General features: G+C 69.4%; 15 protein-coding genes. 6 read left to right on the forward strand and 9 right to left on the reverse strand.

The window, feature by feature from the left end:
- Positions 1-19: 19 nt before the first annotated feature.
- Positions 20-961, reverse strand: coding sequence for a 23S rRNA (guanosine(2251)-2'-O)-methyltransferase RlmB (gene rlmB, locus ACAG20_RS11195; protein WP_370492564.1), 942 nt, complete (start codon positions 959-961; stop codon positions 20-22).
- A complete protein-coding gene (gene cysS, locus ACAG20_RS11200) occupies positions 962-2371 on the reverse strand; it encodes a cysteine--tRNA ligase (protein WP_112684853.1) in 1410 nt (469 codons plus the stop codon).
- Positions 2372-2497: 126 nt separating this feature from the next.
- On the opposite strand from cysS, the gene ACAG20_RS11205 reads away from it, so the two are divergent.
- Positions 2498-3214, forward strand: coding sequence for a hypothetical protein (locus ACAG20_RS11205; protein ID WP_370492565.1), 717 nt, complete (start codon positions 2498-2500; stop codon positions 3212-3214).
- Positions 3215-3230: 16 nt separating this feature from the next.
- On the opposite strand, the gene ispF is transcribed toward ACAG20_RS11205, so the two are convergent.
- From ispF to carD, 3 genes are read right to left on the reverse strand one after another with little or no spacing between them, the layout of a single operon-like run.
- On the reverse strand, positions 3231-3707 hold the full coding sequence (ispF, locus tag ACAG20_RS11210) for a 2-C-methyl-D-erythritol 2,4-cyclodiphosphate synthase (protein WP_370492566.1): 477 nt from the start codon (positions 3705-3707) through the stop codon (positions 3231-3233).
- Positions 3704-4369, reverse strand: a complete 666-nt coding sequence (gene ispD / locus ACAG20_RS11215) for a 2-C-methyl-D-erythritol 4-phosphate cytidylyltransferase (protein WP_370492567.1) — start codon at positions 4367-4369, stop codon at positions 3704-3706. The genes ispF and ispD overlap by 4 nt, the downstream gene beginning before the upstream one ends.
- Before the next feature lie 14 nt (positions 4370-4383).
- A complete protein-coding gene (carD, locus tag ACAG20_RS11220; protein ID WP_013830798.1) occupies positions 4384-4872 on the reverse strand; it encodes an RNA polymerase-binding transcription factor CarD in 489 nt (162 codons plus the stop codon).
- A gap of 270 nt (positions 4873-5142) precedes the next feature.
- On the opposite strand from carD, the gene ACAG20_RS11225 reads away from it, so the two are divergent.
- A complete protein-coding gene (locus tag ACAG20_RS11225; protein ID WP_370492568.1) occupies positions 5143-5679 on the forward strand; it encodes a hypothetical protein in 537 nt (178 codons plus the stop codon).
- Positions 5680-5730: 51 nt separating this feature from the next.
- Positions 5731-7143: a DNA repair protein RadA gene (gene radA / locus ACAG20_RS11230; protein ID WP_370492569.1), complete on the forward strand. Its 1413-nt coding sequence runs from the start codon at positions 5731-5733 to the stop codon at positions 7141-7143.
- Between the two features lie 16 nt (positions 7144-7159).
- On the opposite strand, the gene ACAG20_RS11235 is transcribed toward radA, so the two are convergent.
- Positions 7160-7921, reverse strand: a complete 762-nt coding sequence (locus ACAG20_RS11235) for a hypothetical protein (RefSeq protein ID WP_370492570.1) — start codon at positions 7919-7921, stop codon at positions 7160-7162.
- 129 nt (positions 7922-8050) lie between these two features.
- Positions 8051-8674, reverse strand: a complete 624-nt coding sequence (locus ACAG20_RS11240; RefSeq protein ID WP_112688096.1) for a carbonic anhydrase — start codon at positions 8672-8674, stop codon at positions 8051-8053.
- Between the two features lie 24 nt (positions 8675-8698).
- Here ACAG20_RS11240 and ACAG20_RS11245 point away from each other — a divergent pair, with 24 nt between their 5' ends.
- On the forward strand, positions 8699-9598 hold the full coding sequence (locus tag ACAG20_RS11245; RefSeq protein ID WP_370492571.1) for an A/G-specific adenine glycosylase: 900 nt from the start codon (positions 8699-8701) through the stop codon (positions 9596-9598).
- Here the strand turns inward: ACAG20_RS11245 and ACAG20_RS11250 are convergent.
- Positions 9565-10326, reverse strand: a complete 762-nt coding sequence (locus tag ACAG20_RS11250) for an alpha/beta fold hydrolase (protein WP_370492572.1) — start codon at positions 10324-10326, stop codon at positions 9565-9567. The two genes, ACAG20_RS11245 and ACAG20_RS11250, sit on opposite strands and share 34 nt — an antisense overlap.
- Positions 10327-10350: 24 nt before the next feature.
- Between ACAG20_RS11250 and mhuD the strand changes: the two genes are divergently transcribed.
- Entirely contained in the window at positions 10351-10668 is a 318-nt protein-coding gene (gene mhuD, locus ACAG20_RS11255; RefSeq protein WP_083038977.1) for a mycobilin-forming heme oxygenase MhuD, read from the forward strand.
- A gap of 4 nt (positions 10669-10672) precedes the next feature.
- Complete coding sequence (locus ACAG20_RS11260; RefSeq protein ID WP_370492573.1) at positions 10673-12004, forward strand: serine hydrolase; 1332 nt, start codon at positions 10673-10675, stop codon at positions 12002-12004.
- A 79-nt stretch (positions 12005-12083) separates the two neighbouring features.
- On the opposite strand, the gene clpC1 is transcribed toward ACAG20_RS11260, so the two are convergent.
- Positions 12084-14606, reverse strand: coding sequence for an ATP-dependent protease ATP-binding subunit ClpC (gene clpC1, locus ACAG20_RS11265; RefSeq protein WP_370492574.1), 2523 nt, complete (start codon positions 14604-14606; stop codon positions 12084-12086).
- Positions 14607-14820 lie beyond the last annotated feature (214 nt).

The following is a 14820-nucleotide window of genomic DNA, read 5'->3' on the forward strand; positions in this document are numbered from 1 at the left end:
GCGACAGCAGCGCGACGGATCACCGTCGCTGGCGGGCGATCTCGGCCAGCACCACCCCGGCGGCCACCGACGCGTTGAGCGACTCGGTGGGCCCGGCCATCGGAATCGACACGATCGCATCGCAGTTCTGCCGGACCAGCCGGGACAAGCCCTTACCCTCGGAGCCGACCACCAGCACCATCGGTCCCGTCCCGTCCAACTCGTCGACCACGGTGTCACCGCCGGCGTCCAGCCCGACCACCTGCAGGCCGCGGTCCGCCCACCCTTTGAGGGTTTGCGTCAAGTTTGGTGCGCGCCCGACCGGGATACGGGCCGCCGCACCGGCACTGGTGCGCCAGGCGACCGCCGTGACCGACGCGGACCGGCGCTGCGGGATGAGCACGCCGTGACCGCCGAATGCGGCCACCGACCGCACGATGGCGCCGAGGTTGCGCGGGTCGGAGATATTGTCCAACGCAACCAGCAGCGCGGGCGCGACATCCTGCCGTGCCGCGGCCAGCAGGTCGTCAGGGTGCGCGTAGTTGTACGGCGGCACCTGCAGCGCGATGCCCTGGTGCAGGCCGTTGGTGGTCATCTTGTCCAGGTCCGACCGGGGGACCTCCAGGATCGGCAGCCCGGAATCGGCTGCCCTCGTTACTGATTCGGTCAAACGCTCGTCCGCCTCGGCGCCGAGTGCGACATACAGCGCGGTGGCCGGGATCCCGGCCCGTAGACATTCCAGCACCGGGTTGCGGCCCAGTACGGTTTCGCTCTCGTCGGTGCGCTTGGCGGTCCGATAGGCGCGCTGCTTGGCGGCGCGCTTGGCGGCTTTCGCGGCCGGGTGATACTCGCGCAGGTGCGCCGGCGGTGTGGCGCCGCGTCCTTCGAGCCCGCGACGCCGCTGCCCGCCGGAACCGACGGTCGGGCCCTTCTTGGTCCCGGGCTTGCGCACCGCACCCTTGCGTCTGGAGTTGCCGGCCATCTAGCCCGCCCCATCGAGCAGCAGCGACCACTGCGGGCCGTCCCCGGTGTCGGTGACGTCAATGCCGGCGTCTTTGAGCCTGCCGCGGATCTCGTCGGCCAACTGCCAATCCCGTTCGCTGCGAGCAGTTTCCCGGCGTTGCAGTTCGGCACGCACCAGCACGTCGACCGCCGCCAGTGCCGCCGAGGTCTCGTCGCGCGATTCCCACCGCTCGTCGAGCGGGTCGCAGCCCAGCACGTTCATCATCGCGCGGATGGCACCGGCGGATGCCAGCGCGCCGTCGTGATCACCCGCGTCGAGGGCCCGATTGCCCTCCGCGCGGGCCCGATGTACCTCGGCCAGCGCAATCGGCACCGAGAGGTCGTCGTCGAGGGCGGCGGCGAACCGGGGCGTCCAGGTGCCGACGGCCACCGCACCGGCCCGGCTGCGCACCCGGTGCAGGAAGTCCTCGATGCCGACGTAGGCGTTGACGGCGTCCTGCAGGGCGGTCTCGGAGAACTCCAGCATCGAGCGGTAGTGCGCACTGCCCAGGTAGTAGCGCAGTTCGGCGGGCCGAACCCGTTGCAGCACAGCCGACATCGACAACACGTTGCCCAGCGACTTGCTCATTTTCTCGCCGCCCAGGGTGACCCAGCCGTTGTGCAGCCAGTAGTTGGCGAACCCGTCACCGGCGGCACGACTCTGAGCGATCTCGTTCTCGTGGTGCGGGAAGACGAGATCCATTCCGCCGCAGTGAATGTCGAACTCAGCACCGAGGTAGGTCCGAGCCATCGCCGAGCACTCCAGGTGCCAGCCGGGGCGGCCCCGGCCCCAGGGCGTCGGCCAGCTGGGTTCGCCGGGCTTGGCGCCTTTCCACAGCGTGAAGTCACGCGGGTCGCGTTTACCGGTGGCCGCACCCTCGCCCTGGTGCACGTCGTCGATCTTGTGACCGGACAGCTGACCGTATTCGGGATAGCTGAGTACGTCGAAATACACGTCGCCGCCGCCGGTATAGGCGTGCCCCGACTCGATCAGCCGCTCGATCAACTCGACCATCTGGGTGATGTGGCCGGTGGCACGCGGTTCGACCGACGGCGGCAGCACGCCCAGCGCGTCGTAGGCGGCGGTGAACTCCCGCTCGTGGGTGGCGGCCCACTCCCACCAGGGCCGGCCGGCCGCGGCGGCCTTGGTGAGGATCTTGTCGTCGATGTCGGTCACGTTGCGAACGAAGGCGACGTCGTAGCCCCGGGCGGTCAGCCACCGGCGCAGCACATCGAACGCCACCCCGCTGCGGACGTGGCCGATGTGTGGCGGCGCCTGAACGGTCGCGCCGCACAGGTAGATCGACACCTGACCGGGCCGCAGCGGGACAAAGTCACGCACGGCGCCGGTTGCCGTGTCGTGTAGTCGCAGGCTGGGGCGATCGGTCACGACGGGCCAGCTTACCGGGCCGGTGGTGGGCGACCGGCGCGACCGCCTCTACCAGGTATTTCCCAGGAATCGATACTCATGACCGCATCGGTGGACAGGTGGTGACGGGTGGCATATATTGCGGCAGTGAGTAAACGTCTGGTGGCAGTCTCCGGTGCGCTCCTGGCTGCGGCCACAATCGCGGGTACAGGGTTGGCTTACGCCGATGAGCCGACCCCGCAGCCCGACCCCGCCCAGCTAGCCGCGGAAGCCCAGCAGGCGCAGCACGAGCAACTGCAGCAGCAGCAGGCCGATCAGGTCGAGCAGGCCGGTCAGACCGCCACCACCGCCGGCGCCACCACGACCAGCTCAATGGCCACCTCCATCGGCAGCTCGATGGCGATGATGGGCCCGATGATGGCGATGTACGCCCCCATGATGCTCGCGCCGATGCTGATGTCGGGTGTGACCGCTCTCGCCGGCGGAGCCCCGTCCACCGGTGCGGAGGCCGCTGCGGCCGCGGCTACCGATTTCGCCGGTTCGGCGGCGGCCACCGACGCCTGGGGCCTGGCGGCTCCGATCGCCAGTGACCTGGCCAATCTCGACCTGACCCTCGACCCTGACGTGCTGACGGGTGCTCTCACCGACGCCGGCAGCATGCTGACGGCCGACATCGCCGACACCACGGCCGACGCCGCTGGCCAGGCGGTCGCGGATCTGGCCGGCCAGGCCGCGGCCGACACCGCGGGCGACCTTGCCGCCAGCCTGGGCGGCGAGCTGCCGGGAATCGCCGCCGAAACCGGCGTGAACGTCGGTGGCGAGATCGCCTGCGGCATCATCGGCGGCATCTTCGGCGTCTGCTAGACCCCGCCGAGCCGAACTAGCCCGGCACCACCAGCGCGGTAGCGACCGCCGCCAAACCCTCACCGCGGCCGGTCAGCCCGAGCCCGTCGGTGGTGGTCGCCGACACCGATACCGGTGCCCCCAGCAGTTCCGACAGCAGTTGTTGCGCCTCGGCGCGGCGCGGCCCCACCTTCGGCCGGTTCCCGATGACCTGCACCGCGGCATTGCCGACCGTGAATCCGCTGTCGATCAGCAACCCGCGCACATGGTCGAGCATCACAGCCCCCGTTACCGCGGCCCAGCGTGGCTCGTCGACGCCGAACACCGTGCCCAGGTCCCCCAACCCTGCCGCTGACAGCAGCGCGTCACACAGCGCATGTACGGCCACATCGCCGTCGGAGTGCCCGGCGCAGCCGTCGGCGTCGGGAAAGAGCAAACCCAGCAGCCAGCAGGGCCGCCCCGGGTCGATGGGATGCACATCGGTGGCCACCCCGACCCGCGGCAGCCCGCTCACCGGTTCAGCACCGCCTCGGCGAGCACCGCGTCCAACGCGGTGGTGATCTTGAAGGCCAGTGGGTCGCCGTCGACGGTCTGGACCTGGCCGCCGATGTGCTCGACCATCGACGCGTCGTCGGTGAACTGGGTGCCCGCGCCGGCCTGCTGATAGGCGCGCAACAGCAGGTCCGCGGCGAAGCCCTGCGGTGTCTGCACCGCTCGCAGCCCCGCTCGCTCCGGGGTTCCCAGCACCACCCCGTTGGCGTCGACCGCCTTGATGGTGTCGGGCACCGGCAGCGCGGGAACCACCGCCCGGTGCCCGCCGTGCAGCGCCTCGACCACCCGGACCACCAGTGCCACCGGAGTCAACGGTCGTGCGGCATCGTGGACCAATACGAAGTCGGGTTCGCCGGCGCTGGCCAGCGCCAGGCGAACCGAATCGACGCGGTTCTCGCCGCCGGCCACGACCATGGCTTTACTGCCCAGGATCAGTTTGGCCTCGTCGGTGCGGTCCGGCGGTACCGCGACCACCACTTGATCGACGACGCCGGATTCCCGCAAGACCGCCACGGTGCGCTCGACCAGAGTCTGCCCGCCGAGCAGAAAGAACGCCTTGGGAATCCCGGCGCCGAGTCGAACCCCCGAGCCCGCGGCCGGAACCACGGCAACTGTGCTTGCCACCGATACTCCGGTGGTCAGGAGGCCGCGGCCAGCACCTCGTCGAGGATGGTCTCCGCCTTGGCATCGTCGGTGTTCTCGGCCAGGGCCAGTTCACCGACCAGGATCTGGCGCGCCTTGGCCAGCATCCGCTTCTCACCGGCGGACAGGCCGCGCTCCTGGTCGCGACGCCACAGGTCGCGAACCACTTCGGCCACCTTGTGCACGTCGCCGGAGGCGAGTTTTTCCAGGTTGGCCTTGTAACGACGCGACCAGTTGGTCGGCTCCTCGGTGTGCGGGGCGCGCAGGACCTGGAAGACCTTGTCGAGGCCCTCCTGCCCGACCACGTCGCGCACGCCGACATATTCTGCATTTTCAGCGGGAACTCGAACGGTGAGGTCGCCCTGCGCCACCTTCAGGACCAGATAGTCCTTCTGCTCGCCTTTGATGGTCCGGGTTTCAATCGCCTCGATTAACGCTGCACCGTGGTGTGGATATACGACGGTGTCTCCGACCTTAAAGATCATCTGATTTGAGCCCCTTTCGCTACCCCATCCTAACACGTCGCTCAGACACCGGACGAACAACGGTGCAGGTCAGGGGCATCGCAGCCCCGGGCGGGGGCTTGACAGCACGGTCAAACCATGCATGACGTGGACCACGATGGGCCGGTTCGGGGCGCTCGATCACGCCGCTGGGCACCCGCTCGCGCGAGCCCCAACCCTGAACTACCGCCGCTGTAAGCGTGCTACTACAGTGCATAGTCACAAACCGCCGCGCCGAGCAGGAGGCCTCAAGTGAACCGGTTCAACAGGGTCGTCACCGCGTTGGCCGTCGCCGCGGCACTCGCCGGTTGCGGTACCGGCCAGATCTCCCAGTCCGCCGACCAGGCGCCCGCGGTCAACGGCACTTCGGCGACCGTCGGGGATCTGGCACTGCGTGACGTGCGCATCCTGGCGGAGCAGGACGGTGACGCGCTGGAGGCCGGCCAGACGGTCGACCTGGTGTTCGTCGCCACCAACCAGTCGACGGACACCGGCGAGGAACTCACCGGGATCAGCAGCTCGGTCGGGAAGGTGTCGGTGGTCGGCGGCAGGTCGGTGCCCGCCGGCGGCGTCCTGGTGGTCAGCGCCCCGGCCGGCCCGGACCTGCCCACGGCGCCCGCCTCCAAGGCGCTGTCCGAGGTCAGCAACGCCAGCACCGCAGCGGCCACGGTAACGCTGGACAAGCCGATCTCCAACGGGCTGACCTACGACTTCACGTTCGACTTCAAAAACGCGGGCCCCGTCCGCATGGCCGTGCCGATCTCGGCCGGCGTACTTTCGCACCACTGACCGACCGCGTCGCCGGCGCTCGCTGTCGGACCCAGCGGATACCGTCAGCGGGTGGCCAGAACCTCCAAGGCGCGTTCGCTGTATCGCTGTTCAGAGTGCGGGAACACCTGCGCGAAATGGCTGGGCCGCTGCCCCGAGTGCGGTAGTTGGGGCGGCATCGACCCAGTGGCGGAGTCGACGGCACCGCCGAACGGTCTTCGGCCGGCCGCACCGGCCCGGCCCGCGGTCCCGATCAGCTCCATCGCGCCCGGTAGCGCGCGCCACCAGCAGACCGGTGTGGCCGAACTCGACCGGGTGCTCGGCGGCGGGGTGGTCTCCGGCTCGGTCACCTTGCTCGCCGGCGACCCAGGCGTGGGAAAGTCCACGCTGCTGCTCGAGGTCGCCCACCGTTGGGCGCTCGCGGGGCGGCGGGCACTGTACGTCTCCGGAGAAGAGTCCGGCGGGCAGATCCGGTTGCGTGCCGAACGCACCGGTTGCAGCCACGACGAGATCTACCTGGCCGCCGAGTCAGACCTGCAAACCGTGTTGGGCCACATCGAGGCGGTCCGGCCGACGCTGGTGGTGGTCGACTCGGTGCAGACCATCGCCGCCGCCGACACCGACGGGGTGGCCGGCGGGGTCACCCAGGTGCGTGCTGTCACGGCCGCGCTGACCGCGGCCGCCAAGGCCGGCGACGTGGCGCTGATCCTGGTCGGTCACGTCACCAAGGACGGTGCCATCGCCGGCCCGCGTTCGCTGGAACACCTCGTCGATGTGGTGCTGCATTTCGACGGCGACCGAAATTCGGTGCTGCGGATGGTGCGGGCCGTGAAGAACCGCTTCGGGGCCACCGACGAGGTGGGCTGTTTTCTGCTGCGCGACAGCGGCATCGAAGGGGTCGCCGACCCGTCCGGGCTGTTCCTGGAGCAGCGCAGCAAACCGGTGCCCGGCACCGCGATCACCGTCGCGCTGGACGGCAAACGGCCGTTGATCGGCGAGGTGCAGGCACTGCTGGCGAACCCGGCCGGCGGGTCGCCGCGCCGGGCGGTCAGCGGCATCGACCACGCGCGCGCCGCCATGATCACCGCGGTGCTCGACAAGCACGCCAAGCTGCCGGTCGGGGCCGCCGACATCTACCTGTCCACGGTGGGCGGTATGCGATTGACCGATCCGTCCACGGATCTGGCCGTCGCCATCGCGCTGGCATCGGCCTACGCGGGGCTGCCGCTGCCGGCGACCACGGTGGTGGTCGGTGAGGTGGGCTTGGCCGGCGACCTGCGCCCGATCAGCGGGATGGACCGCCGGCTGGCCGAGGCTGCCCGGCTGGGGTTCACCACCGCGCTGACGCCTCCCGGCGCCCCGGCCAGCGTGGGCGGGCTGCGCACGGTTGCGGCCGCCAATATCGTTGCGGCGCTTCACCACCTGGTCGACATCGCCGACCATGGCGCGGGGCGGCCCGCGCCGCCGCGGTTGCTTCGATCCTGACGCCCGACCGGGCGATCTAGTTGCCCGGCGGCGCTTCCGGCATCGGAAGGTGGTCGATCGGCGGCGGCGGGCCGTCCGGCGCGGGCTCGGTCAGCATGAACGGCACCGTCGCGGACCGCAGATTGCCCAGTTGAACCACCAGGTTGTAGGTGCCCGGACCGATCGGCTGTCGCGGCAGCGGACATTGCGGCGCTGAACCCATTCCGGTCCAGGTCACCGTGGTCGTCACCTGCTCGCCGGGATCGAAGGTCTTCACCAGGGTCTCGTTCGACGGCGCGCAGTCCAGGTTCGACCACAGCCGCTGGTTGTCCAGCGAGTAGACGTAGGCGGCCAACACCGCTGCCCCCACGTCCCGCTTGCAGGCGACCAGGCCGATGTTGGTGACCACCATGGTGAACTGCGGCTGCTCACCCACCGTGTACTGCGGCCCGGTGATGCCCTTGACCGCCAGTGTCGAGTCGGGGCAGTCGTCGCCCTCCTTGAGCACCGGCGGCGGGATCACCGCCGCGGTCGGCGTCGGGACCGGCGGAGGAGCCTCCTCGGCGGGCGGCACGACGGGCGTCTTGGCCTCTTCGGCCGGCGCGCCCGGCGGCTTGGCTTGCTGGGTGGCGGTCGTCTTCTTCCCGTCGGCGTTCTCAGCGCCCGCGCTGCTGTCCACGACAGCGAAGATGATGGCCGCCACCACCGCGATCACCGCGACCGCGATGCCCAGCGCCAGTCCCCGGCGTCGCCAGTAGATCTGCGAAGGCAGCGGACCCTGCGGTTCTAAATCGATCACGTTCTCACGGTAGGACGAGCTCACTGCGAGTTGTCCGACCCTTCACGGCGTGTCGTTGCCGCATTGTGACCTCGCCCGAGTATTCGGGCCCCGCCGGTTGCCCGGCCGACCAAGATGCCCCCGGGAGAGCTACGACTCTTCGCCGATGTCGCCGAGGTGATTGCGGGTCTGCACCCGGCCGTCCGCCAGGTGATAGGTGGCGCCGACGATCGCCAGCCGCCCCGTCTCGATCTGGTCGGCGATGATCCTGGAACGCCCGGCCAACTGCGTCACCGTCTCGTTGACGTGGCGGGCTTCGAATTCGTCGACGCAGCTGAGGCCTTCCCGCCGGCCCACCAGGATCGACGGTGTCACCCGCTCGACGATGTCACGCAGGTAGCCGCCCGGCACGACACCGTCGTCGAGGGCCGTCAAGGTGGCCTTGACCGCCCCGCAGCTGTCGTGCCCCAGCACCACGATCAGCGGCACGTCGAGCACCTCTACCCCGAACTCGATCGAGCCCAGAACCGCGGAGTCGATGACGTGACCGGCGGTGCGGACCACGAACATGTCGCCGAGGCCCTGGTCGAAGATGATCTCGGCAGCCACCCGGCTGTCGCCGCAGCCGAACACCACCGCGGTCGGCGTCTGGCCGCCGGCCAGCGCCGAGCGCCGCGCGACGTCCTGGCTGGGATGGAGGGGTTCGCCGGCGACGAAGCGCTCGTTACCCTCCTTGAGTGCCTTCCATGCGGATATCGGGTTGGAGTGGGGCATTCCGACATTGTGCACGGCGGACCGATGACCGTCGACGCCGGTGACCTACTGAGCTGGTTTGATTCCGCCGAACGGGATCTGCCGTGGCGGGCGGCCGGGGTGTCGCCGTGGCAGATCCTGGTCAGCGAGTTCATGCTGCAGCAGACCCCGGTCGCGCGGGTGCTGCCGGTCTGGACGGACTGGGTGGCGCGTTGGCCCACACCGTCGGCGACAGCCGCCGCCACCCCCGCGGACGTGTTGCGGGCGTGGGGAAAGCTGGGCTATCCGCGCCGCGCCAAGCGGCTGCACGAATGCGCGGTCACGATCGCCCGGGATTTTGCCGACGTGGTCCCCGACGACGTCGAGACCCTGGAGCAACTGCCCGGGATCGGCAGTTACACCGCGCGGGCGGTGGCCTGTTTCGCCTATCGCAAACCGGTCCCGGTGGTGGACACCAACGTACGCCGGGTGGTGGCCCGGGCCGTGCACGGACGTGCCGATGCGGCGGGCCCGTCGGCGAAGCGCGACCACGCCGATGTCGCCGCGCTGCTGCCCGATTCCGCTCGGGCAGCCCGGTTCTCGGCGGCCCTGATGGAACTCGGGGCGCTGGTGTGCACGGCCCGCAACCCGCGCTGCGACAGCTGTCCGCTACGCGAGCACTGCCGCTGGCGGCTGGCCGGCTCACCGTCAGCCGACGGCCCCAGGCGACCCGCCCAACGCTATGCCGGCACCGATCGGCAGGTGCGTGGGCGCTTGCTGGATGTGTTGAGGGACAACGAATTCTCGGTCACGCGCGCCGACCTCGACGTAGCGTGGCCGGCGGATGCGGTGCAGCGCGAGCGCGCACTGGCCTCACTGCTGGACGACGGCCTGGTGGAACAGCTTGCCGACGGCCGCTTTGCGCTGCCCGGTCACGACAGAAACGACTCGACGGCCTCGCGGTAGGCCTGCGGCGCCTCGTCGTGCACCAGGTGGCCGGCGTCCGGGACGTGCAGGTAGCTGCTCTGGCCGGCGAGGCGGTGCATTTCGCGCATCTGGCCGGCGGGTGTCACCGAGTTGCCGGCCTCGATCAACAATGTCGCGCAGCGCACCTGCTGCCACTGGTCCCAGTAGTCGCGGGTGCCCCACTCGGCGGCGATCTGCACCCACCGCTCGGGCCGGCCGTGCAGCCGCCAGCCGGTCGCGGTGCGGTCGAAGGCCTCCAGGAAGTACCGCCCGGCGATGTCGCCGAACTCCTCGATCACCTGCTCGGCACGGGTGTATTCGACCGGCAGGGCATGAACCCAGGGCTCCCACGGGCCGGTGGTACGGCCCCGGAAGTCCGGCGCCATGTCCTCCACCACCAGCGCGGAGATCAGCTCGGGCCGACTGGCCGCCAGGCACCAGGCGTGCAACGCGCCCATCGAGTGGCCGACCAGGCGGACCGGACACGGCAGCTGCTCGACGGCGGCGGCCAGGTCGGCAACGAACCGTTCGGTGGCGATCGGGTACGGGTCGGCGACGTCGCGACCACGATGCCACGGCGCGTCGTAGGTGTAGACCGCCCCCAGCCGGCTGAGCCAGGGCAGTTGCCGCGGCCAGGTGCTGCCGCGGCCCATCAGGCCGTGCACCAACACCAGCGGTGCGCCGTGTCCGCCGCGATAGGTCAGCAGCTCGCTCGAGGCGGTGTCCACCCGGGGCACGGTAACCTAGGCCCCATGTCCGTGGTCAAGATCAACGCAATCGAGGTGCCCGCCGACGCCGGCCCGGAGCTGGAGAACCGGTTCGCCCACCGTGCGCATGCGGTGGAGAACCAGCCCGGTTTTCTCGGCTTCCAGCTGCTGCGCCCGGTCAAGGGGGAAGACCGCTACTTCGTGGTGACGCACTGGGAGTCCGACGAGGCCTTCCAGGCGTGGGCTCAGGGCCCCGCCGTCGAAGCACACGCCGGGCAGCGGGCCAAGCCGGTGGCGACCGGTGCGTCGTTGCTGGAGTTCGAGGTCGTGCTGGACGTGGCCGGAACCGCCTCCCAGGCCTAGCTCGGTGCGGCGCCGACTGGCGGCATGCACGACCGCCGTGGCCCTGGCGAGCCTGCTCGCCGCGTCGGCCTCCGGCTGTGCCCCCTCGCCTGCCTCACCGGCCGACACCGGCGGGGCGGCGATCTCCACCAAGACCCCGCCGGGTCTGCGCGCCAAGCAGACCATGGACATGCTCAACTCCGACTGGCCGATCGGCCCGGTCGGGGTGGCCACCCTGGCCGCACCGGACAAGGTCGATCAGGTGGTCGCCACCATGGAGTCGCTGTGGTGGGACCGACCGTTTCAGCTAGACAGCGTCGACATCAGCGCCGGCGCGGCCACCTTGCACCTGACCACCTCCTACGGTGCCCACCAGGACATCAGGATCCGCACCGACGACAACGGGATGGTGGACCTGTTCAAACCGACCACCGAGGCACCGACGATCCGCTCCTGGCGTGACCTCGACGCGGTGTTGAGCCGGACCGGCGCGCGCTACTCCTATCAGGCGTCGCGCATCGAGGACGACACGTGCCGGCCGGTGGCCGGCACCAATGCCCGGCAGTCGCTGCCACTGGCGTCGATCTTCAAGCTGTATGTGCTGTTGGCGGTGGCCAACGAGGTAAGGGCCGGCCGGGTGTCCTGGGACGACCCGCTGACCATCACCGGTCGGGCCAAGGTGGTCGGCTCGTCGGGACTGGAGGAACTGCCCGAGGGCGCCCACGTGTCGGTGCGCAAGGCCGCCGAGAAGATGATCGCCACCAGCGACAACATGGCGACCGACCTGCTGATCGACCATGTGGGAACCCATGCCGTCGAGCAGGCACTGGTCACCGCCGGCCACCACGACCCGGCCAGCATGACACCGTTTCCCACCATGTACGAGTTGTTCTCGGTGGGCTGGGGAAAACCCGACCTGCGCGAGCAGTGGCAGCACGGCTCCCCCCAAGAGCGGGCAAAGCTACTGCAGCAGGCCAGCTCCCGCCCGTACGAGCCGGATCCGATCCGCGCACACGTTCCGGCGTCGGCCTACGGCGCGGAGTGGTACGGCAGCGCAGAGGACATCTGCCGGGTGCACGTAGCGCTGCAGGCCGGTGCGGTGGGCAAGGCCGCTCCGGTCCGCGAGATCCTGTCCGCGGTCCGCGGCATCGACCTGCCCCGCGCCGACTGGCCTTACATCGGCGCGAAAGCCGGCGGCCTGCCCGGCGACCTGACCTTCAGCTGGTACGCCGTCGACCGCGGCGGCCAACCCTGGGTTGTCAGCTTCCAGCTCAACTGGCCGCGCGATCACGGCAAGAGCGTCGGCAGCTGGATGCTGCAGGTGGCCAAGCAGGCGTTCGGACTGCTGCCGGTGTAGGCCAACGCTTCGAGCCTGTAGTTAGCGCGCTGCCTTCTCGGGCTTTCCCGCGCCAACTACAGGCTCGATGACCCGGCTATCAGTCGCCGGCCGGCGCACCTGCCTGAGCGAGGTCCGCCTCGGCCGGCTTCTGGCTGCCGACGAAGGTGAACACCGCGTCCTCCTGCGGGCCCTCGCCATCCCAGTTGTCGACGTCGACGGTCACCAGCTGGCCGGGGCCGAGCTCCTCGAACAGGATCTTCTCCGACAGCTGGTCCTCGATCTCGCGCTGGATGGTGCGCCGCAGCGGACGCGCCCCCAGCACCGGGTCGAAGCCACGCTTGGCCAGCAGCGACTTGGCCTTGTCGGACAGCGCGATGTCCATGTCCTTGGCCTTGAGCTGCTTGGCCACCCGGCCGATCATCAGATCCACCATCTGGATGATCTCTTCCTTGCTGAGCTGGTGGAAGACGATGATGTCGTCGATGCGGTTGAGGAACTCCGGGCGGAAGTGCTTCTTGAGCTCGTCGTTGACCTTGAGCTTCATCCGCTCGTAGTTGTTCTCCCCGCCGCCCTGGGTGAAGCCCAGTCCGACCGCCTTGGAGATGTCGGAGGTGCCCAGGTTGGAGGTGAAGATCAGCACGCAGTTCTTGAAGTCCACCGTGCGACCCTGCCCGTCGGTGAGCCGACCGTCCTCGAGGACCTGCAACAGCGAGTTGTAGATCTCCTGGTGTGCCTTCTCGATCTCGTCGAACAGCACCACCGAGAACGGCTTGCGCCGCACCTTCTCGGTCAGCTGGCCGCCCTCTTCGTAGCCGACGTAGCCCGGAGGGGCACCGAAGAGCCGCGACGCGGTGAAACGGTCGTGGAACTCGCCCATGTCGATCTGGATGAGCGCGTCGTCGTCGCCGAACAGGAACTCCGCCAGCGCCTTGGACAGCTCGGTTTTACCGACACCGGAGGGACCGGCGAAGATGAACGAGCCGGACGGCCGCTTGGGGTCTTTCAACCCGGCACGGGTACGACGGATCGCCTTCGAGACCGCGTTGACGGCATCCTTCTGCCCGATGATCCGCTTGTGCAGCTCGTCTTCCATCCGCAGCAAGCGGGTGGTCTCGGCCTCGGTCAGCTTGAACACCGGGATGCCGGTCCAGTTGCCCAGCACCTCGGCGATCTGCTCGTCATCGACCTCGGCCACGACGTCGAGATCACCGGCGCGCCACTGCTTCTCACGCTCTGCACGCTGGGCGACCAGTTGCTTTTCGCGGTCGCGGAGGCTGGCGGCCTTCTCGAAGTCCTGCGCGTCGATCGCGGACTCCTTCTCCCGGCGCGCGTCGGCGATCTTCTCGTCGAACTCGCGCAGGTCCGGCGGCGCGGTCATCCGGCGGATCCGCATCCGCGCACCGGCCTCGTCGATCAGGTCGATCGCCTTGTCCGGCAGGAACCGGTCGTTGATGTAGCGGTCGGCCAGGGTGGCCGCGGCCACGATCGCCGAGTCGCTGATCGAGACCCGGTGGTGGGCCTCGTAGCGATCCCGCAGGCCCTTGAGGATCTCGATGGTGTGCTCCACGGTGGGCTCACCGACCTGCACCGGCTGGAACCGGCGCTCCAGCGCGGCGTCCTTCTCGATGTACTTGCGGTACTCGTCGAGGGTGGTGGCGCCGATCGTCTGCAGCTCGCCGCGAGCCAGCTTGGGCTTGAGGATGGAGGCCGCGTCGATCGCGCCCTCGGCCGCGCCGGCGCCCACCAGGGTGTGCAGCTCGTCGATGAACAAGATGATGTCGCCGCGGGTGTTGATCTCCTTGAGGACCTTCTTCAGCCGTTCCTCGAAGTCACCGCGGTAGCGGCTGCCGGCCACCAGCGAACCCAGGTCCAGGGTGTAGAGCTGCTTGTCCTTCAGCGTCTCGGGAACCTCGCCGGCCACGATGGCCTGCGCCAGGCCCTCCACCACGGCCGTCTTGCCGACGCCGGGCTCACCGATGAGCACCGGGTTGTTCTTGGTGCGCCGGCTCAGCACCTGCATGACCCGCTCGATTTCCTTCTCCCGGCCGATCACCGGGTCGAGCTTGCCCTCCATGGCCGCGGCGGTCAGGTTGCGGCCGAACTGATCGAGCACCAGCGAGGTGGACGGCGAGCCGGACTCCCCGCCCCGGCCGCCGGTGCCGGCTTCGGCGGTCTCTTTGCCCTGGTAGCCACTCAGCAGCTGGATAACCTGCTGGCGCACTCGGGTCAGGTCGGCGCCCAACTTGACCAGCACCTGTGCCGCGACGCCCTCGCCCTCGCGGATCAGGCCGAGCAGGATGTGCTCGGTGCCGATGTAGTTGTGGCCGAGCTGCAACGCCTCACGCAGGCTCAGCTCGAGCACCTTCTTGGCGCGCGGGGTGAACGGGATGTGCCCGGACGGCGCCTGCTGACCCTGGCCGATGATCTCCTCGACCTGACTGCGCACCCCCTCCAGGGAGATGCCCAGCGACTCCAGCGACTTGGCGGCCACGCCCTCGCCCTCGTGGATCAGCCCCAGCAGGATGTGTTCGGTCCCGATGTAGTTGTGGTTGAGCATCCGCGCCTCTTCCTGCGCGAGCACGACAACCCTGCGGGCCCGGTCGGTAAATCTTTCGAACATCGGTGTTTACCTGCTCTCCCTCACCATCGGTACTTGGTCGGCCTCGGCTCGGCCGCGCGTACCTGCCGTCCACTGTAGTGGGCGGCCGAGCGCGCTGGGACCTGCCGTGCAATGCGTACCGATATCGACCACTTGCGGGTGGCAGACCCCGAAAGGCCTGGCACCTGATGCAAGGGAGTAACGCCGTGACCCCCGAATGCGTTCCGCCGGGTCA

The organism is Mycobacterium sp. pW045 (assembly GCF_041287085.1).
GTDB classification, from domain to species: Bacteria; Actinomycetota; Actinomycetes; order Mycobacteriales; family Mycobacteriaceae; genus Mycobacterium; species Mycobacterium algericum_A.

Bases quoted from the DNA above. Each gene is read 5' to 3' on its own strand.
- ACAG20_RS11240 (WP_112688096.1), bottom strand. From the start codon at position 8,674: ATGCCCCACTCCAACCCGATATCCGCATGGAAGGCACTCAAGGAGGGT.
- ACAG20_RS11245 (WP_370492571.1), top strand. From the start codon at position 8,699: ATGACCGTCGACGCCGGTGACCTACTGAGCTGGTTTGATTCCGCCGAA.
- rlmB (WP_370492564.1), bottom strand. From the start codon at position 961: ATGGCCGGCAACTCCAGACGCAAGGGTGCGGTGCGCAAGCCCGGGACC.
- clpC1 (WP_370492574.1), bottom strand. From the start codon at position 14,606: ATGTTCGAAAGATTTACCGACCGGGCCCGCAGGGTTGTCGTGCTCGCG.
- mhuD (WP_083038977.1), top strand. From the start codon at position 10,351: ATGTCCGTGGTCAAGATCAACGCAATCGAGGTGCCCGCCGACGCCGGC.
- carD (WP_013830798.1), bottom strand. From the start codon at position 4,872: ATGATCTTTAAGGTCGGAGACACCGTCGTATATCCACACCACGGTGCA.